This window comes from Nonomuraea sp. PA05 (assembly GCF_008086045.1).
Lineage (GTDB): Bacteria > Actinomycetota > Actinomycetes > Streptosporangiales > Streptosporangiaceae > Nonomuraea > Nonomuraea monospora.
The window spans coordinates 21,362-39,373 of the sequence record NZ_VSEY01000025.1 but is presented as its reverse complement, the minus strand read 5'-3'; the positions used below and the strand labels follow the sequence as shown (position 1 = coordinate 39,373).

Sequence of the window (18,012 nt, the reverse complement as noted above, 5' to 3'; positions counted from 1 at the left end):
GACATTTCAGGGGTTTCCCGGTAGCAACGAGTCACGGGTGGCATTAGTTCGCGGTCTTGCGTTTCATGCCCGGCTGTCGGTTATAGTTCACGACGTAGGTCATGAGTGCCAGCGACAAGCCCCGGCTAGCTGGCCGGCAACCCTCGCGTCCGCGGCGGGGTGCCCCGGGTGAAGACCTGGTCCGCCACGAGGTGTGGCGGGCAAGCGCGGGCTCCGTGGCTGCTCCCAGGGGTCCGATGACCCTTCAGGAGGCATGCCGTGTCCACGCTGACGATCTTCCACTCCGCTCATGACGCCGCCGAGGCCGCTCCCGCCGCCACGACGAGCCGGCCGATCCCCGCCGTGCTCGGCGCCGACCTGGAGGTGCCCGTCAAGGGCGGCAGGCTCGTCGGGTACGCCAACCTGGACTACGCGGCCAGCGCCCCCTGTCTGGAGCCGGTCAGCGCCGCCGTCGCCGCCGCGCTCCCGGCCTACTCCAGCGTCCACCGCGGCGCCGGCTACGCCTCGCAGCTCACCACCGCCAGGTACGAGCAGGCCCGCCACACGGTCAGAGCGTTCGTCGGCGCCCGCCCCGACGATGCCGTGATCTTCACCCGCAACACCACCGACGCCACGAACCTGCTGGCCGGCTGCCTGCCCTCGGGCACCACCACCGTCGTCTTCGACACCGAGCACCACGCCTCCCTGCTGCCCTGGCCCGAGGCCGTCCGGCTGGCGCCGCCCGCCTTCCCCGGCGAGGCCGTGCGCGCCGCCGACGAGGCGCTGGCCGCGATCGACGGGCCGAAGCTGCTCGTCGTCACCGCCGCCTCCAACGTGACCGGCGAGCTGTGGCCGATCGCCGCCCTGGCCCACATCGCGCACCGGCACGGGGCCCGCATCCTGGTGGACGCGGCGCAGCTCGTCCCGCACCGCAAGCTCAACCTGACCGCGCTCGACCTCGACTACGTGGCCTTCTCCGGGCACAAGCTGTACGCGCCGTTCGGCGCCGGCGTGCTGATCGGCCGGCGGGACTGGCTGGCCGAGGGGAAGCCGTACCTCGCGGGCGGGGGCGCGGTGCGCTCCGTCGCGGAGGACGTCGAGTGGCACGACGACCCCGAGCCGCGGCACGAGGCGGGCACCCCGAACGTGCTGGGCGCCATCGCCCTGGCCGCCGCCTGCGACGCGCTGACCGCCACCGGGTGGACGGAGCTGGTGGCCGAGGAGGAGCGGCTGATCGCGCGGCTGCGGGCCGGGCTGGCCTCGATCGCGGGCGTACGGGAGCTGTCGCTGTGGGGGGACGACCACCCGCGGGTCGGCATCGTGTCGTTCACCGTGGCCGGGTACACCGCTCGCGAGGTGGCCGAGGCGCTGTCCGGCGAGTACGGCATCGGGGTGCGTGACGGCAAGTTCTGCGCGCACCCGTTCGTGCGGCATCTGCTCGGCAGCGCCGACGGCGGGTGCGAGGACGACACCGCCTCGGCGGTGCGGGCCTCGATCGGGATCGGCAGCACGCAGGAGCACGTGGACCGGCTGATCGAGGCCGTGCGCGACCTGGTCACCCGCCTCGCGTGACTAGCGGCCGGGTCACCCGCCTCGCGTGACTCCGCGGCCGGGTCACCCGCCTCGCGTGACTCCGCAGCCGGGTCGCCCGCCCGGCGCGGCCCGGGCTGCGGCGGCTCCGAGCGCTACCCGTTCGGCGGCCTGCGGTGCTGCGGAGGCTCGTCGGAGACGAGGGCGTCGATGTCCCGCATGTCCTCGTCGTTGAGCCTGCCTGAGCCGGGTGTGCTGGGCGCCGTGGGCTGCCTGGGCACCTCGGGCGTCTCGCCGGGCGTGTGAGCGGGCGTCGTCGGGCCCCCGGCGGGCGTCGTGCCGGCAAGACCGCCTGCCGTGGTCGTCCCGCCTGTGGTGGTCGTCCCACCGGGCATGCCGCCCGTGGTGGTCGTCCCGCCAGGCCGGTGTGCGGTCAGCTCCTCCTCGGCCGCGCGCCGGTCGGAGCGCCTGCGGAACATCGCGCCGAGGATGCCGTCCAGGCCGATGCGGCCGCCGCCCAGCGCCAGGAACAGCAGGCTGAGCGCGCCGAGCGCGCCGGTGAGCTCCCAGCCGCCCTCGCCGACCATCACCCCCTTGCTGCCGTGCACGAACGCGATGGCGCCGAGCATGTTGATCAGCAACAGCAGCGCCACCGGCCGGACCAGCAGACCCAGGATCAGGAAGATGCCGCCGACCGTCTCGACGACGGTCGCGAACCCGGCGGCCAGCTCGGGCATCGGGATCCCCATCTCCCTGAAACCCTGTGTGGTGGCGCCCAGCCCGCTCTGCCACTTCTGCCAGCCGTGCGCCACGAAGATCACGCCGGTCGCCACCCGCGCGATCAGGGCCGCGACATCAAAAAGAACTCTCTTCATGGTGTTTTCTCCCCCCGTTCCTGGTATTCCTCCCCATGTCCGGCTTCACGATGCGTTCCCATACCATCTCTTGACCCGGCCCCGCGCTGGATCACCACCGAGGTCGGTGGCAGCATGGCCCGTATGACGGAACGTGTGGTCGGAATCGGCGCGGGCGCGAAAGAGCTGGCCACCGAGGACATGATCCTCAACATCGGCCCGCAGCACCCGTCCACCCACGGCGTGCTGAGGCTGCGGCTGACGCTCGACGGCGAACGCATCGCCACCGCCGAGCCGATCATCGGCTACATGCACCGCGGCGCGGAGAAGCTGTTCGAGGTCCGCGACTATCGCCAGATCATCATGCTGGCCAACCGGCACGACTGGCTGTCCGGCTTCGCCAACGAGCTCGGCGTGGTGCTCGCCACCGAGCGCATGCTGGGCATGGAGCCGCCGGTGCGGGCCGTGTGGGCGCGTACACTGCTGGCCGAGCTCAACCGGGTGCTCAACCACCTCATGTTCCTCGGCTCCTACCCCCTCGAACTGGGCGCGATGACGCCGCTGTTCTACTCCTTCAACGAGCGCGAGCGCATCCAGGCCGTGATGGAGGAGATCTCCGGCGGGCGCATGCACTACATGTTCAACCGGGTCGGCGGGCTCAAGGAGGACCTGCCGTACGGCTGGCTCGACCGCGTCGGCGCCGCCGTCGCCGAGACCCGCCGCCGCGTCCCCGACATCGAGAACCTCATCCTGCACAACGAGATCTTCGTCGCCCGCACCAAGGGCGTGGGGGTGCTGACGCGCGAGCAGATCATGCAGTACGGCGTCAGCGGCCCCATCTCCCGCGCCTCCGGCGTCGACTTCGACCTGCGCCGCGACGACCCGTACCTGGCCTATCCCGAGCTGCCCGTCAAGGTCGTCACCCGCGGCGGCGGCGACTGCCACGCCCGCTTCGAGGTGCTGCTCGAACAGCTCAAGGTCTCCCTCGACCTGGCCGAGATCTGCGTCGACCGGCTGCGCTCGCTGCCGCCAGGGCCGATCAACCAGCGGCTGCCCAAGGTGCTCAAGGTGCCCGAGGGCCACACGTACGCGTGGACGGAGAACCCGCTCGGCATCAACGGCTACTACCTGGTCTCCAAGGGCGACAAGACGCCGTGGCGGCTCAAGCTGCGCTCGGCCTCCTACAGCAACATCCAGGTGCTGCGCGAGATGCTCCCCGGGCACCTCGTGGCCGACATGGTGGCGATCCTCGGCTCCATGTTCTTCGTGGTCGGTGACATCGACAAGTGAAAGCACAGGAACGCGACAAGTACGTCGACTGGCTGCGGGCGCTCAGCCTGATCGTCGTGGTGGTGTGGCACTGGGCGTTCACGATCCTCGACTGGAAGCCGTACGGCCCCGAGCCCACCAGCCCCCTGGGCTTCACCAGCGGGTTGTGGATCCTCACCTGGCTGCTGCAGGTGCTGCCGCTGTTCTTCTACGTCGGCGGCCACGTCCACCTGCTGTCCTGGCACCGGGCCAAGGCGCGCGGCACCGGCATCGGCTCGTTCGTCTGGCGGCGCATCCGCGCGCTGGCGTTACCCGCGCTGTTCCTGTCCGGCGCGTGGATCGCCATCGGAGCGGTGGTGACCTACACGTTCCAGGTCGACTGGATGTGGCGGGTGGTGCTGCTGGTGCTCAGCCCGCTGTGGTTCCTCGGCGTCTACCTGGTGCTGATCGCGCTGCTGCCCGTCGCGCTCTGGCTGCACCAGCGCTACGACGTGCTGGCCCTCATCTGGCTCGGCGGCGCCGCGCTGGTGGTGGACGTGCTGCGCTTCCGGTACGAGGTCGAGGGTGTGGCCTGGCTCAACATGATCATCGTCTGGGGGCTGGCGCACCAGGCCGGGTTCTTCTACGACCGGATCGTGGTGCTGCCCCGGCGCTACGACATCGCACTGCTGTGGACCGGCCTGTTCGCCCTGATCGGGCTGGTCTACTCCGGCATCTACCCCGGCTCGATGGTCGGGGTGCCCGGCGACAAGTTCTCCAACATGGCGCCGCCCACGTTCGTCATCGTGGCGCTGCTGCTGTTCCAGATCGGGCTGGTCGAGGTGCTCAGGCCCGCCATGGAGCGGGTGCTCGAACGGCCGCGCTGGCGACGGATCAACGACTTCATCAACCGGTACTCGCTGCCGCTGTTCCTCTTCCACACCACCGGGATGGCCATCTCCCTGGGGCTGTCGTGGTGGCTGTTCGGCACGCTGGGCGACCGCGTCCCGCCCGACTCCATGTGGTGGCTGGAGCGGCCGATCGCCATCATCGGGCCGCTCATCTGCACGGCTCCGGTCATCTACCTCTTCGGACGCCGGCGCACCCCCATCGGGCAAACGCAGGACAAGGGCGTCGGCGGGTCCATAAGCTCGGAGCATGGCTGACATCGCCTTCCGGGCCAACGCCGAGGACGAGCGGATCATTCGAGCCGCGCTGCGCGAAGGCGAGCGGCCCAGCGACGTCCTGCGCCGCGCGCTACGCCTGATGCAGCGCGAGATCTGGCACGACCGCATCGTCTCCGGCGCTTTCCGCACCCTCGAACTGCCGGACGAGCACTAGTCGCGGGCGCGGTCCTCCGGCTCCTTGGGGATGCGGCAGGAGTGCTCCAGGTAGAGCGCCGCGCAGATCAGCACGACACACGACACGAACGAGCCCGTCGCGACGAAGAACTCGCCGCGCGGCGTCTCCCGATCGAGGATCTGCACCGTGTGCAGGGCGAACCCGGCGAACACCCCGCCGAACACCGCCCCCGCGTACGCCGAGGCCTTCGCCAGCGCCGCCAGCCGGGCCACCGCCAGCGGCTCCACCGGCTTGGTGTCGGGCTTCCTGGCGATCCTGGCCCTGGTCGCCCAGCCGCTGTAGGCCTCGCCGATGGCCAGCAGCAGCACCGTGGGGATCGCCGTCCAGGGCATGAGCGGCAGGTCGGAGTAGATCGGCCTGATCACCATCCAGGTGAGCAGGGCCATGACGACGATGATGCCGACGAGGGGGCCGGCGTGGGTGGGCTTCAATCGGGCCTCTGCAGCTTCAGGTCCTCGCGCAGGCGTACGCCCTGCTCGCCGAGCCCCTCCAGCAGGTCGGCCACCCGGCCGCGGCCCGGCACCTCACCCTCAGGATCGGCCTTCGACCAGGGCACCAGCACGAACGCACGCTCGTGCGCCCGCGGGTGCGGCAGCGTGAGATCGGGGTCGTCGCAGACGGTCTCGCCCACCACGATCAGGTCGATGTCGAGCGTGCGCGGCCCCCAGCGCTCCACGCGTTCGCGGCCGAAGGCGTTCTCCACGCTCTGCGCCCGCTCCAGCAGCGTGCGCGGCGCGAGCGTGGTCTCGGCGACCACGATCGCGTTCAGGTAGGGGCGCTGCCCGCCCGGCCCGCCGACCGGGTCGGTCTCGTAGACCGGGGACGCCTGGACGAACTCCAGCCCCGGCGCGTCGAACAGCGTGTCCACGGCGCCCTGCAACGTCGTGAACCGGCGTCCCAGGTTGCTGCCGAGAGAGAGCACCACCTTCATGCGCGGCTCCGCTCGATGGTCACGACCACGTCGTCGAACGGCAGCGGGATCGGCGCCGCCGGCTTGTGCACACTCACCTCTACCCTGTGCACCCGCTCGCTGGCCAGGCACACGTCGGCCAGCCGCTGCGCGAGCGTCTCGATCAGCTCGACCGGCTCGCCCGCCACCACCTCGGCCAGCGCCTGCGCCAGCTCCCCGTAGTGGACGGTCTTGGTCAGGTCGTCGCCGGCCGCGGCCGGCGCGGTGTCGAGGAACAGCGTCGCGTCCACCACGAACTCCTGCCCGAGCTCCCGCTCGGCAGCGAGCACGCCGTGCCTGCCCCGGGCCCGCAGGCCCTTGAGAGCGATGCGATCAAGGCTCAAGCTCGCCTTCCTCCTCCTCGTCGTCGTCGCCCTGGAGGACCGGGGAGCCGTGGTGCATCCACAGCCGCCAGCCCTGCGGGGTGCGGAGGTAGACGTTGCTGGCCACCACCTTGCCGGCGGCGAAGCTGGACTCGCCCTCCTCCCCCGCGGTCAGGATGTTCTCCACGCAGGTGAGGACGGCCACGTCACCCAGCACCGTCGTGTTGACGTCGGTCAGCACGAACTGGATGTAGGTGGTGTTCGCCATGATCAGCGCCCAGGAGCGCAGCACCTCCTGGCGGCCCGTCAGCAGGGTCCAGCCCGGGTGCACGCAGCTCACCTGGTCGTCCGTGGTGTCCTCGGCCCAGATCTCGGTCATCTTGTCCAGGTCCGCGCTCTCGATCGCGGCGTAGAACTCCTGGTTGACCGTCTCGATCGCGGCGGTGTCGACGCTCATGTGCCTGCTCCGGCTCTCTTCCATGCGGCGGCCACGCGCACGGCATCGGCGTTGGGACCTACCTCGTGCACGCGTACGCACCAGGCGCCGGCCTGTGCCGCCAGCGCGGTCACCGCCAGCGTGGCGTCGTCGCTGCGGCTGAACGGCCGTGGCGTGCCGTCGGGATCGGCCAGCAGCCGCCCCAGGAATCGTTTGCGTGACGCCCCGACCAGCAGCGGGAAGCCCAGCTCGGCCAGGCGCGGGAGGCCCGCGAGCACGGCCCAGTTGTGCTCGGCGTTCTTGGCGAAGCCGAGGCCCGGGTCGAGCACGATCTGCTCCTCCGTGACCCCCTCGGCCAGCACCAGGTCCACCCGCTTGCTCAGCTCCTCGCGCACCTCCGTCACGACGTCGGCGTAGACGGCGCGGGAGTACATGTCATGGCTGTGGCCGCGCCAGTGCATCACGACGTACTTGGCCCCGGTCGCGGCCACCACGCGTGGCATCTCCGGGTCGGCCAGGCCGCCGCTCACGTCGTTGACGATGCGGGCGCCCGCCTCCACCGCGGCCTTGGCCACCTCGGCCCGCATCGTGTCGACGCTGACCACCACCCCCTCGGCGGACAGCGCGCTGATCACCGGGACGACCCGGGCCAGCTCCTCCTCCATGGAGACCCTGGCCGCGCCGGGGCGGGTGGACTCGCCGCCCACGTCGACGATGTCGGCCCCCTCACGCACCAGCTCGAAGCCGTGCTGGATGGCGGTCGCCTCGTCGAACCACAGGCCCCCGTCGGAGAACGAGTCGGGCGTCACATTGACCACACCCATGACGAGGCACCGCTCCGCACCTCCCGGCACGTTGATGGGCACGCTAGTCATGGGCCAAGCCTAGGCGCTTCCCCACTCCTGCTGACATCGTGGGTACCCCGTTCGGTCATCAGCCGCCGTTCAGCGGCCGAGGATCAGCGCCATGGCCTCGGATCGGGTCTTGTCGCTGGTGCGGAAGTCGCCGCGGACGGCCGAGGTGACGGTCTTGGCACCCGGCTTGCGCACCCCGCGCATCGTCATGCACAGGTGCTCGCACTCGACGACCACGATGACCCCGCGCGGCTCCAGCACGCGCATGAGCGCGTCGGCGATCTGGGAGGTCATGCGCTCCTGCACCTGGGGGCGGCGGGCGAAGACGTCCACCAGGCGGGCGAGCTTCGACAGGCCCGTGACCTGGCCCCTCGCGTTCGGGATGTACCCGACGTGGGCCAGGCCGTGGAACGGGACGAGGTGGTGCTCGCAGGTTGAGTAGACCTCGATGTCGCGGACGAGCACCATCTCGTCGTGGTCGACGTCGAAGACCTTGTTGAGCACGTCTTCCGGCGTCTGGCCGAGCCCGGAATACTGCTCGGCCATGGCCCTGGCGACCCGGGAGGGCGTCTCGATCAGGCCGTCACGGTCGGGATCCTCGCCGATGGCGTAGAGGATCTCGCGAACGGCCTTCTCGATCCGCCCCAGGTCGACGTCGTGCTGAGTCACGCACTGTCCCCGGACGGGAGGGCGTCCTGGCGGCCCGTGGTGAGCGAGCCGTTGGCCGACTGCTCCTTCGGCGTCAGGATCGGCGGACGGTCGGAGGGGAGGCGCTTGCCGTAACCCGCGTAGGACGGGCGGTGCTCCTTGACGATCACCGGGGCGAAGATCTGCAGCACCTGCTCGCGGGAGAGCGTCTCCTTCTCCATGAGCTCCAGCACCAGGTTGTCGAGCACGTCGCGGTACTCGACCAGGATGTCCCACGCCTGGTCGTGCGCCGTCTCGATCATCCGGCGGACCTCCTCGTCGATCGTGGAGGCGATCTTCTCGGAGTAGTCGCGCTCGTGGCCCATCTCGCGGCCCAGGAAGACCTCGGCCTGGCCGCTGCCGAACTTACGGGCGCCGAGCTGCTCGCTCATGCCGTACTCGACCACCATGCGGCGGGCGACGGCCGTGGCCTTCTCGATGTCGTTGGAGGCGCCGGTGGTGGGCTCGTGGAAGACGAGCTCCTCCGCCGCGCGACCGCCGAGCAGCATCGCGAGCTGGTCCATCATCTCGGACCTGGTGGCCAGGAACTTGTCCTCCATCGGCAGCGTCATCGTGTAACCGAGGGCGCGGCCGCGGGACAGGATCGTGATCTTGTGGACCGGGTCGGAGTTGGGTAGCGCGTGCGCCACCAGCGCGTGACCGCCCTCGTGGTAGGCGATCATCTTCTTCTCCTTGTCGGACATGACCCGCGTCTTGCGCTCGGGCCCTGCCATGACACGGTCGATCGACTCCTCCAGGACGTCCATCGTGATCAGCTTCTGGTCGGCGCGCGCGGTGAGCAGCGCGGCCTCGTTGATCACGTTGGCCAGGTCGGCGCCGGTGAACCCGGGGGTGCGGCGCGCGATGACGTCGAGGTCGACGTCGGGCGCGAACGGCTTGCCGCGGCCGTGCACCTTGAGGATGCCCTTGCGGCCCTCCAGGTCGGGACGGTCGACGGTGACCTGCCGGTCGAACCGGCCGGGGCGCAGCAGCGCCGGGTCGAGGATGTCGGGCCGGTTGGTGGCCGCGATGAGGATCACGCCGCCCTTGACGTCGAAGCCGTCCATCTCCACGAGGAGCTGGTTCAGCGTCTGCTCGCGCTCGTCGTGACCGCCGCCCAGGCCGGCGCCGCGGTGGCGGCCGACGGCGTCGATCTCGTCGATGAAGATGATCGCCGGGGCGTTGGCCTTCGCCTGCTCGAACAGGTCACGGACACGCGAGGCGCCGACACCGACGAACATCTCGACGAAGTCGGAACCGGAGATCGAGTAGAACGGCACGCCGGCCTCACCGGCGACCGCGCGGGCCAGCAGCGTCTTACCGGTGCCGGGCGGGCCGTACAGCAGCACACCCTTGGGGATCTTGGCGCCGATCGCCTGGAACTTGGCCGGCGCCTGGAGGAACTCCTTGATCTCCTGGAGCTCCTCGATGGCCTCGTCCGCGCCTGCCACGTCGGCGAACGTGGTCTTGGGAGTGTCCTTGGTGATCAGCTTCGCCTTCGACTTGCCGAAGTTCATCACCCGGGAGCCGCCGCCCTGCATCTGGTTCATGATGAACAGGAAGATCAGCACGATGATGACGATCGGCAGGAAGCTCACCAGCAGGCTGAGGAGGATGTTCTCCTGCGGCACCTCGGTGGTGAAGCTCGTGGTCTTCTTGGCGGTGACCTGAGCCTGGAGCTCGTCGGTCAGCTTGCTGCCGTAGCCGGTGACCCAGCTCGACTGGATCAGCTTGGTCGGCGCGTCGCCCTTCTTGACCGAGATCGGGCTGTTGAGCGTGACCTCGATCCGGTTGTCCTTGTCGATAATCTTGGCGTTGCTGACGTTACCGGCGCGAATCTGCTCAAGGACCAAGGACGTGTCGGCCGTCTTGAAATTGCCCCCGCCACTCCAGAGCTGGGTGACGAGGAGGAGCAGCACGACGATGCCCAGGATCCACAGCAGTGGCCCACGTGTAAATCGCTTGAGATCCATCCGATGCGGAACCCCTTGCGGGCCCGTCCCTTCCTGACCATGGCCTGGAACCCCGGGCACGCCCGGGGCCGCGGCATCCGACACCGCGACTTCTGACTACCCGAAGGGGACGCGTGGTCACCCTCCCGGAGTCTGAAGGTACACCGGCAGAGCGCACGGAGGGACCCGCCCGCTACACCGGTCTTGCCCTATCAACGTACGTCACGTTGCGCGATGTTCCCGGCCATGACGGAGATTGCTACTTGTAAACGTGTGGGGCGAGAGTGCCGATGAACGGCAGGTTCCGGTATCTCTCGGCGTAGTCGAGGCCATAACCGATGACGAACTCGTTGGGAATGTCGAAGCCCACGTATTTCACGTCGATCGGCACCTTCACCGCGTCGGGTTTCCGCAGCGCGGTGCAGATCTCCAGCGACGCCGGATTACGCGACTTCAGGTTTTCCAGCAGCCAGTGCAGGGTCAGGCCCGAGTCGATGATGTCCTCGACGATCAGGACGTGGCGGTTCAAGATGTCGGTGTCGAGGTCCTTCAGCACGCGTACGACGCCGGACGACTTGGTGCCCGCCCCGTACGACGACACCGCCATCCAGTCCATCTGCACGGGCACGTGCAACGCCCTGGCCAGGTCGGCCATCACCATGACCGCGCCTTTCAACACACCTACGAGCAGGACGTCCTTGCCCGCGTAGTCCTCGTCGATCCGGCCGGCGAGCTCTTTGATCTTGGCCTGGAGCTCGTCCTCGGGAATGAGCACGTTTTCCAGGTCATTGCCCATGTCGGCAGCGTCCACCTGTGGTTCCTTACGCGATGGGACTGATGGCGAATATCAGGGTGCCATACCGCCGGACGGCGGACAGACCCCCGGGCAGGTCAACGGCTTTCTGGCCGCGCCAGTGCGTGATCAGCCGGTCCACGGACAGCACGTGGGTGGCCGACAGGGCTCCGGACGGTGATCCCGCCGCGATCGCCGCCCGCCGCAGCACCCGCGTGCGTACGGCGGGGGGCAGCTTTTCCAACTCGGTAACCGTCAGCTTCACCGACTCGCCGATATCGCTAAGAGCGCAATTCTGGAACGCCGACCCGGCCCACTCGTCCAGCGCGTCCGCGTCCTCCCGCGCCATCGCCGCCGTCCGCGCCAGCGCCTCCGCCACCCCCGGGCCCAGCTCCCGCTCCAGGACGGGCAGGACCGTGTGACGGACTCGGACCCGGGTGTACCTGGTGTCGTCGTTGTGAGGGTCGTCCCAGGGGCTGAGGTTCTGGGCGTGGCAGGCGGCCACCGTGGTCGTTCTGGGGAGGTGGAGGAGAGGTCTTCTGTAGCGGCCCGATCTGGCCGCCATGCCGGAGAGTGAGCGGGGGCCGCTGCCTCTCGCCAGGCCCAGGAGGACGGTTTCCGCCTGGTCGTCCCTGGTGTGGCCGAGGAGGACGGCTTCCGCTCCCAGCCTGTCGGCTGCTTCGTCCAGTGCCGCGTATCTCGCTTCTCTGGCTGCTGCCTCTGGGCCGCCTTGCCTGCCTACCGTGACCGTGAGGATCTCCGCCGGGGTCAGGGCCATCTCGTGGGCCAGGGTGATGACCGTTTCTGCGCGGTGCCCTGAGCCGGGCTGGAGTTGGTGGTCGACGGTCAGGAGGCCGGCGCGGAGGTTGGCGCGGGGGGCTTCGAAGGCCAGGGCGGCTGCGAGGGCCAGGGAGTCGGCGCCGCCGCTGCAGGCCGTGAGGATCAGGGCGTCGGCTGGTACGCCGGTCAGGGCGTCGCGGACTGCTCGGCGGATGTCGGCTACGGCTGGATGGGGGCCCACGGGTGTCATCGTCGCACCTGGGGGGGCATGCGTGCGCCAACGCGTCCGACTCGCCGCCCGTGCCAGGCACGCCACTCACGCCGCCCGTGCCAGGCACGCCACTAGCGCCGCGTGGCTGGGCTCCGTGCACGGGCGCCGGGCTCCGCCGCACCACGTCCCGCCGACGCGGCGCGGTGAGCAGGCGCGGGCCGGGTGCGCTTCTGACCGCCGACGCGGCGCTCGCGACGGGAGGGCGCCGAACGGGCCCGGCCCGCCGGAGCGGCGAATGGCGGGCGGTGGGTCAGGCGGGGAGGGCCGGGGTGCCGATGACGCGGCTGATCCAGGCGTCAGGGTCGGCGATCTCCGGGGTCGTGGGCAGGGTCTGCGGCGACGTCCACACCTTGTTGAAGCCGTCCATCCCCACCCGGTCCACCACGGTGCGCACGAAGGCCGACCCCTCCGCGTACTGCTTCATCTTGACCTCGATGCCCAGCAGCCGCCGCACCGTGCGGTCGAGGCGGGAGCCGCCCTCGCGACGCTGGGCGAACTTGGAACGGATGTCCGCCACCGACGGCACCACGGACGGGCCGACGGCGTCCATGACGAAGTCGCCGTGCCCTTCCACGAGGGTCATGACGGCCGTGAGGCGATCGAGGATCTCCTTCTGGCCGGGTGACTGGATGGCGTCGATGAGGTTGCCCTCGCCGCCGCGCACCACGTCGGCGACCGTGTCGGCGGCGTTGCGGAGACGTTCGAGGAGGGTGGGCAGGTCGAGGTCGGAGGCGAGCAGGAACTCGGTCATCTGCGACCGGACGTACTCGCGCAGCCACGTCACGCCCGTGAACTGCACCCGGTGCGTCTCCTCGTGGAGGCAGACCCACAGGCGGAAGTCGTGGGGGTTGACGTTCATCTCGCGCTCGGCGTGGACGATGTTGGGCGCGACGAGCGTCAGCCGGCCGACCGGCTCCTGGCCGGTGGGGTCGGGCGGGAGGAAGAGCTCGTACTGGCCGAGCACGCGGGAGGCGAGGAAGGCCAGGACGGCGCCGACCTCGACGCCCGTGATGCGGGAGCCGACGGCGCTGACGATGGCCGGCGCCTGGTTGGCGCTGGAGCTCATGCGCTGCGTGAGCGGCTCGAGGACCACGCGGAAGCCCTGGACGTTGGCCTTGATCCAGCCCGGCCGGTCGACGATGGTGGCCGGCTGTGGCGCGGCCTCTGTGTGAATCTTGGTGAACTGTCGTACGTGGCCCTCGGCCTCGCGCGACAGGGTACGGAGCTCGGTGACGGCCTGCCTGGCCTCCTCCCGGCTCACCTGAGGGCCGGGGCGCACGAGGCGCGTGCCGGTCGTGACGGCCAGATCCCAGTCGATCACCTGCATAACGTCCACCGTACGTGGTTCTGGCCGCACCTGCGAAGGAGCGCGTCAGGAGCGGGCGACGATGGCGGCGAGCCGGTCGAGTACGGGCTCGGCGTTGACCGGCACCCGGTCGGCCATGAACGCGTACGTGACCAGCCGCCCGTCCTTGGTGGTGGACAGCCCGGCCAGGGTGTTGACGTGGTTGAGGGTGCCGGTCTTGGCGCGGACGAGGCCGACCTGGCCCTTGCTGTCGCTGCCGACGAAGCGGCGGCCGTTGCCCAGGGTGCCGGAGAAGCCGGCGATCGGCATGCCGGAGGCGATGGCGTGCAGGCCGGGGTGGCCGGCGGAGCCGGACAGGGCGATGGCCTTGGCCAGGGCGTTGGGGCTGATGCGGTTGCGGATGGACAGGCCGCTGCCGTCGTCGAGCGAGACGCCCTGGGCGATGCCGAGGCGCTGCATGACGGCGGCGACGGCCTTGCCGCCGCCCGCGAAGGACGCCTCCTGGCCCTCCTTGATGGCGACGTGCCGCATCAGGGCCTCGGCCATGTCGTTGTCGCTGTGGGTGAGGGTGTGCTCGACGAGGGCGTAGAGGGGGGCGGAGTCGACCCGGCCGAGTTCGGCGGCGCCGGCGGGGGCCTTGGCCTGGCGTACGGACTTGCCGACCTTGACGCCCTGCTTGGCGAGCAGCCTGGCGAAGGCGTCGGCGGCGTACTGGGCCGGGTCGGGCACGCGGGGGCTGCGGAAGCGGGGGTCCTGCCGGCCGACGTCCATGGTGAGGGCGTGGACAGGGGCGACCTCGCCGTCGGGGATGTAGTTGGGCTTCCAGCCGGACGCCTTGGTGGGGCCGGTGAACAGGGAAGTGTCGTAGGAGAGCGTGACCTTGCGGACGCCCTGCGACTTGAGGGTCGCGGCGGTGCGGGCGGCGAGCGTGGCCAGACTGGCCTGCTTCGGGTAGCCGTCCTGCTTGGCCGAGGGGCCGGCGAGGAGGGGGTCGCCGCCGCCGACGAGGACGACCGTGCCGGGCGCGGAGCCCTGCACGACCCTGGTGGAGAAGCGGGTGTCGGGGCCGAGCGAGGCCAGGGCGGCCGAACAGGTGATGATCTTGGTGGTGGAGGCGGGGGTGACGGCGGTGTCCGGATCGGCGGCGAAGAGCTGCTCCCCGGTGACGGTGTCGATGACCGAGACGCCGACGCGGTCGCCGAGCGCATCGTCACCCAGGGCACTGGCCAACTGCTTCGTCAAAGTACCCTTAGTCGGGAGAGGTCCGTCTCCGGGCTTCACCGGGAGCTGGGCCAGCACAGGCCCCGCGGTGACGACGGGGACGGAGGGAATGCCTTCCGCCGGTGACGCCGTCGGCTCGGTCGGTGAAGACCCGCTCGTGAGCGCGCTCAGGCTGAACTCGGTGGTCATCGCATAGATGCCGGTGACGATCGTGAGGGCTTGGAGCACGGCGAGAGTGGTCAGCATCACCAACCGGTCGCGCCGCGCCACGTCGCCTGCCCTCTCTCTGTGTTCGCCTACGAGACATTAACGCCCAGCCGGGGGTGCCCGGGGGCCTGAGCGGAGGAACCGCGGTGGAGTTCGACGTTGTCGTTGAGATTCCCAAGGGGCAACGGAACAAGTACGAAGTGGATCACGAGACCGGGAAGATCAGGCTTGACCGGCTCCTGTTCACCTCCACGCAGTATCCCGCCGACTACGGCTTCATCGAGAACACCCTCGGCGAGGACGGCGATCCGCTGGACGCGCTGGTGTTGTTGCAGGAGCCGACGTTCCCCGGGTGCTACATCACGTGCCGGGCGGTCGGGATGTTCCGGATGACGGACGAGAAGGGCGGGGACGACAAGGTGCTCTGTGTGCCGTCCACCGACCCCCGGATGCACCACATCCAGGACATCCACCACGTGTCGGAATTCGACCGGCTGGAGATCCAGCACTTCTTCGAGGTCTACAAGGACCTTGAGCCCGGCAAGTCCGTCGAGGGCGCCAACTGGGTGGGCCGCATCGAGGCCGAGGCCGAGATCGAGCGTTCGTTCCGCCGCCTCAAGGAGTCCGGCCACCACTAGGCCTCCTCAGCGGGGCCTGGTGGCGCCCACCAGGTCCCCGCGCCAGATCGAGGCGACCCGCACCACGTCGCCGGTCTGCGGGGCGTGCACCATCTGGTCGCGCCCGACGTAGATCCCGACGTGGTGGATGGTCGACGGGTCGCCGGTGTGGGCGAAGAACAGCAGGTCGCCGCGGCGTAGCTGGTCGAGCGGCACGTGCGGGCCCGACGTCCACTGGGTGCCCGTCCAGTGGTCGAGCCGGACGCCCGCCCGCTCCCACGCCCGCATCGACAACCCCGAGCAGTCGTAGGTCCCGGGCCCGTCGGCGGCCCACACGTACGGCTTGCCGAGCTGGGTGAGCGCCCAGTTCGCGGCCACGTCGCCCATCGCCGAGCCCCCGCCGACCAGCCCGGACAGCGCCGTCTGGCGCCGTCTGGCCAGCAGCTCCGCGCGGCTGCGGGCGGCGTCCACCGCGCGTTGCAGGCTCTCCTTGCGCGCCGTGAGCTGCTTGGTCTCGCGCCGCTGGCCCAGTACCGCCTCCTCGGCGGCCAGCTTGGCCCGCCGGGCGCGCTCCGCCGCCTCCTGCCTGGCCGCGTGGGCTCCGGCCGCCTGTGTGCGCAGGATCGCCGCGACCTCCTGCGCGTCGCGCATCCGGCCGAGGACGGCCGCCCGCTCCTCGTTCAGGTGCCCCAGCACGCCGGCCCGGTGCAGGAACCCGTCGGGACCGCCCTGGTCGGTCAGCATGCCGACGACCGGGTGCACCGTCCCGAGCCCGCCGTAGCTCTCCGCCGCCAGCACCGCCACGGCCTGCCTGGCCCGCTCCGCCTCGGCGTCGGCCGCCGCCAGCCGTACTCCGGCCTGCTGGTGGGCCAGCTCGGCCTGCCGCAGCCGGACGACCTCGCCGTTGTACGCCTCCACCAGCCGCTCCACCTCGGCCGCCAGCGTGTCGAGGCGGGACTGGGCGGTGGCCAGCTCGGCGGTCGTCCGGCTCAGCTCCTTGGAGCGCTCACGTACCGTCTCCCTGGCCTTCTGAACGTCGCGGGAGGAAGGCCCCCGATCGGCCTCCACCGGCGGGCACAGGCTCAGCAGGAGGCAGCCTGCGAGGACCCCTGTCGGGAATGCGCGCATAGGTCCCCCTGAAACCATTGGTTACTCTATGCACACGTTCCCCGCCAATTCGCGCACGTAACGTAAAGGTCCGGCAGCCTCAGGAGGTCGTCTGAGAGGGGGAGGGCTCCTCCGTGGGGGTGGGGGTGGCGGGCTCCGTCGGTGTCGCGGTCGGGGTGGGGGTCTGGGTCGGGGTCGGCGTGGGGGTGGGGGTCGGGGTCGGGCACGGGGTACGGGTGCTCGGATGGGAGGGCGTCGGCTCCTCTGATGGGTTCTCGGGCGGGTTCTCGGGCGGGGGCTCCGAGGGGCGGCCGGGCAGCTCCGTGGGCTCGGGCCCCTCGTGCTGGTCCGGGGGCTCCGACGGCGGCGGGCCGCTGGTGGGCGAGGACCGCACGCCCGAGGGCACGGCGGGGGGCGGCGCCTGCGTGCCGTGGGACGGCGTGCCGGTCACGCCGAGGGGGTGCGTGGTGGCGTTGTCGACGATGGGGACCACGGTCAGCGGCTCATCCTGCGGGTTCGCCTGCCAGGGCAGTCGAATGCCCGGCGGCTCGCCGGTCGCCGGGAACGCGGCTGTCGCGATGCCTGTGACCCCACCGTTGTCCCTCCCGATCCGATCGAAGATCACCGCTATCGCCACCACGGCCGCGATCGCCGCCAGCGCGCCTGCCACCGCCTGAGGCCACCGCCGAACGTGCCGCTCCCCTGAAACGGGAAACCCGGCGGCTCCCAGCACACCCGTACGCCTGGCGACGTAACGGCGGTAGGGGAGCAACTCGGGGTCGGCGAAGCAGCTCATCACCCTGATGCGCAGCGAGTCGGGCAGCACGGCCCCCGGCAGCAGCCCGTAGACCTTGGCGGCCGACACCTCGCGGCTGCGGTGCGGCGCGCAGGCCTCGCACCGGGACAGGTGCCTGACGAGGTGCTCACGCATCTCGGGGGTCAGCTCGCCGGCGAAGCCCGTCAGGATGCGGGCGCGGCGCGGGCAGTCGTACGGGCCCTTCCTGGCCAGCACCTCGGCCGTGACGGCGTCGCGCAGCAGCTCCGCCGCCCCCTCCAGGAGCAGTTCGAGCCTGCGCGGCGGCAGGCCGAGCACCTGGGCCACGTCGGCGGCGGGCAGCCCGTGCCGGTGGACCAGCTCCAGCGCCTCGCGCTCGGCCACGGGCAGGCTCTGGACGGCGTTCCAGGCCATGACGCGCAGGTCGGCGTCCGCGGGATCGTCCAAGGGCGGCGCCTCGGCCAGTCCTTCGGCGGCGCCCGGCGGGGCGGCGGCGCGGCGGCGCAGGCATTCGGCCCGGGCCAGCGCGTACAGCCAGACGCGCAGCCGATCAGGGTCGGCGAGCGCGCCGGCGTGCGCCTCGGCGGCGATCAGCGTGTCGCGGAGCGCCACCTGGGCGCTCTCGGCGCTCAGCAGCAGGGACCAGCAGTAGCGGTAGACGCTCTCCGCGTGGGCGTCATAGAGCGCGGACAGCGCTCCTGGATCACGGGCGCGGAGTGCTTCGACCAGGACGCGGTCATTCATGTGACTGAAGGTAATGG

Annotated in this window: 19 protein-coding genes and 1 riboswitch; of the genes, 5 read left to right on the top strand and 14 right to left on the bottom strand. The window is 70.6% G+C overall.

The window, feature by feature from the left end:
• The first annotated feature begins 97 nt into the window (after nt 1-97).
• A riboswitch (SAM riboswitch) is annotated at nt 98-213 on the top strand.
• A gap of 45 nt (nt 214-258) precedes the next feature.
• A complete protein-coding gene (locus FXF51_RS34560) occupies nt 259-1,551 on the top strand; it encodes an aminotransferase class V-fold PLP-dependent enzyme (RefSeq protein ID WP_148438912.1) in 1,293 nt (430 codons plus the stop codon).
• A gap of 113 nt (nt 1,552-1,664) precedes the next feature.
• Here the strand turns inward: FXF51_RS34560 and FXF51_RS34555 are convergent, their stop codons facing one another.
• On the bottom strand, nt 1,665-2,384 hold the full coding sequence (locus FXF51_RS34555; RefSeq protein ID WP_148438911.1) for a DoxX family protein: 720 nt from the start codon (nt 2,382-2,384) through the stop codon (nt 1,665-1,667).
• Nucleotides 2,385-2,507: 123 nt separating this feature from the next.
• Here FXF51_RS34555 and FXF51_RS34550 point away from each other — a divergent pair, with 123 nt between their 5' ends.
• From FXF51_RS34550 to FXF51_RS34540, 3 genes are read left to right on the top strand one after another with little or no spacing between them, the layout of a single operon-like run.
• Nucleotides 2,508-3,653, top strand: a complete 1,146-nt coding sequence (locus tag FXF51_RS34550) for an NADH-quinone oxidoreductase subunit D (protein ID WP_148438910.1) — start codon at nt 2,508-2,510, stop codon at nt 3,651-3,653.
• Complete coding sequence (locus FXF51_RS34545) at nt 3,650-4,777, top strand: acyltransferase family protein (RefSeq protein WP_222871591.1); 1,128 nt, start codon at nt 3,650-3,652, stop codon at nt 4,775-4,777. Before FXF51_RS34550 ends, FXF51_RS34545 begins: the two co-directional genes overlap by 4 nt.
• Nucleotides 4,770-4,952 carry a hypothetical protein gene (locus FXF51_RS34540; protein WP_148438909.1) on the top strand — a complete coding sequence of 61 codons (183 nt, stop codon included), beginning with the start codon at nt 4,770-4,772 and terminating at the stop codon, nt 4,950-4,952. The genes FXF51_RS34545 and FXF51_RS34540 overlap by 8 nt, the downstream gene beginning before the upstream one ends.
• Here FXF51_RS34540 and FXF51_RS34535 read toward each other — a convergent pair.
• The 11 genes from FXF51_RS34535 to dacB all read right to left on the bottom strand — a co-directional run bounded on the left by FXF51_RS34535 (nt 4,949) and on the right by dacB (nt 14,791).
• A complete protein-coding gene (locus tag FXF51_RS34535) occupies nt 4,949-5,404 on the bottom strand; it encodes a DUF3180 domain-containing protein (RefSeq protein WP_148438908.1) in 456 nt (151 codons plus the stop codon). The genes FXF51_RS34540 and FXF51_RS34535 overlap by 4 nt on opposite strands.
• Nucleotides 5,401-5,904, bottom strand: coding sequence for a 2-amino-4-hydroxy-6-hydroxymethyldihydropteridine diphosphokinase (gene folK / locus FXF51_RS34530; protein ID WP_148438907.1), 504 nt, complete (start codon nt 5,902-5,904; stop codon nt 5,401-5,403). Before folK ends, FXF51_RS34535 begins: the two co-directional genes overlap by 4 nt.
• A complete protein-coding gene (gene folB / locus FXF51_RS34525; RefSeq protein WP_148438906.1) occupies nt 5,901-6,266 on the bottom strand; it encodes a dihydroneopterin aldolase in 366 nt (121 codons plus the stop codon). The genes folK and folB overlap by 4 nt, the downstream gene beginning before the upstream one ends.
• Nucleotides 6,256-6,702, bottom strand: coding sequence for a nuclear transport factor 2 family protein (locus FXF51_RS34520; protein ID WP_148438905.1), 447 nt, complete (start codon nt 6,700-6,702; stop codon nt 6,256-6,258). The genes folB and FXF51_RS34520 overlap by 11 nt, the downstream gene beginning before the upstream one ends.
• The gene (folP, locus tag FXF51_RS34515; protein WP_187414739.1) at nt 6,699-7,505 is read right to left on the bottom strand and encodes a dihydropteroate synthase; all 807 of its coding nucleotides are present in this window, start codon (nt 7,503-7,505) and stop codon (nt 6,699-6,701) included. The genes FXF51_RS34520 and folP overlap by 4 nt, the downstream gene beginning before the upstream one ends.
• 120 nt (nt 7,506-7,625) lie before the next feature.
• A complete protein-coding gene (folE, locus tag FXF51_RS34510; protein ID WP_148438903.1) occupies nt 7,626-8,204 on the bottom strand; it encodes a GTP cyclohydrolase I FolE in 579 nt (192 codons plus the stop codon).
• Complete coding sequence (gene ftsH / locus FXF51_RS34505; RefSeq protein ID WP_148438902.1) at nt 8,201-10,195, bottom strand: ATP-dependent zinc metalloprotease FtsH; 1,995 nt, start codon at nt 10,193-10,195, stop codon at nt 8,201-8,203. The genes folE and ftsH overlap by 4 nt, the downstream gene beginning before the upstream one ends.
• Before the next feature lie 238 nt (nt 10,196-10,433).
• On the bottom strand, nt 10,434-10,985 hold the full coding sequence (gene hpt, locus FXF51_RS34500) for a hypoxanthine phosphoribosyltransferase (RefSeq protein ID WP_148438901.1): 552 nt from the start codon (nt 10,983-10,985) through the stop codon (nt 10,434-10,436).
• Between the two features lie 10 nt (nt 10,986-10,995).
• A complete protein-coding gene (gene tilS / locus FXF51_RS34495) occupies nt 10,996-11,997 on the bottom strand; it encodes a tRNA lysidine(34) synthetase TilS (RefSeq protein WP_148438900.1) in 1,002 nt (333 codons plus the stop codon).
• 271 nt (nt 11,998-12,268) lie between these two features.
• Nucleotides 12,269-13,345: a zinc-dependent metalloprotease gene (locus tag FXF51_RS34490; RefSeq protein WP_187414724.1), complete on the bottom strand. Its 1,077-nt coding sequence runs from the start codon at nt 13,343-13,345 to the stop codon at nt 12,269-12,271.
• A gap of 45 nt (nt 13,346-13,390) precedes the next feature.
• Nucleotides 13,391-14,791 carry a D-alanyl-D-alanine carboxypeptidase/D-alanyl-D-alanine-endopeptidase gene (gene dacB / locus FXF51_RS34485; RefSeq protein WP_262380033.1) on the bottom strand — a complete coding sequence of 467 codons (1,401 nt, stop codon included), beginning with the start codon at nt 14,789-14,791 and terminating at the stop codon, nt 13,391-13,393.
• A 107-nt stretch (nt 14,792-14,898) separates the two neighbouring features.
• Here dacB and FXF51_RS34480 point away from each other — a divergent pair, with 107 nt between their 5' ends.
• Nucleotides 14,899-15,390: an inorganic diphosphatase gene (locus FXF51_RS34480; protein WP_148438898.1), complete on the top strand. Its 492-nt coding sequence runs from the start codon at nt 14,899-14,901 to the stop codon at nt 15,388-15,390.
• Nucleotides 15,391-15,396: 6 nt separating this feature from the next.
• Here the strand turns inward: FXF51_RS34480 and FXF51_RS34475 are convergent, their stop codons facing one another.
• Both FXF51_RS34475 and FXF51_RS34470 read right to left on the bottom strand, forming a co-directional pair.
• A complete protein-coding gene (locus FXF51_RS34475; RefSeq protein WP_148438897.1) occupies nt 15,397-16,497 on the bottom strand; it encodes a C40 family peptidase in 1,101 nt (366 codons plus the stop codon).
• Nucleotides 16,498-16,576: 79 nt separating this feature from the next.
• A complete protein-coding gene (locus FXF51_RS34470; RefSeq protein ID WP_148438896.1) occupies nt 16,577-17,995 on the bottom strand; it encodes a sigma-70 family RNA polymerase sigma factor in 1,419 nt (472 codons plus the stop codon).
• Nucleotides 17,996-18,012: the final 17 nt, after the last annotated feature.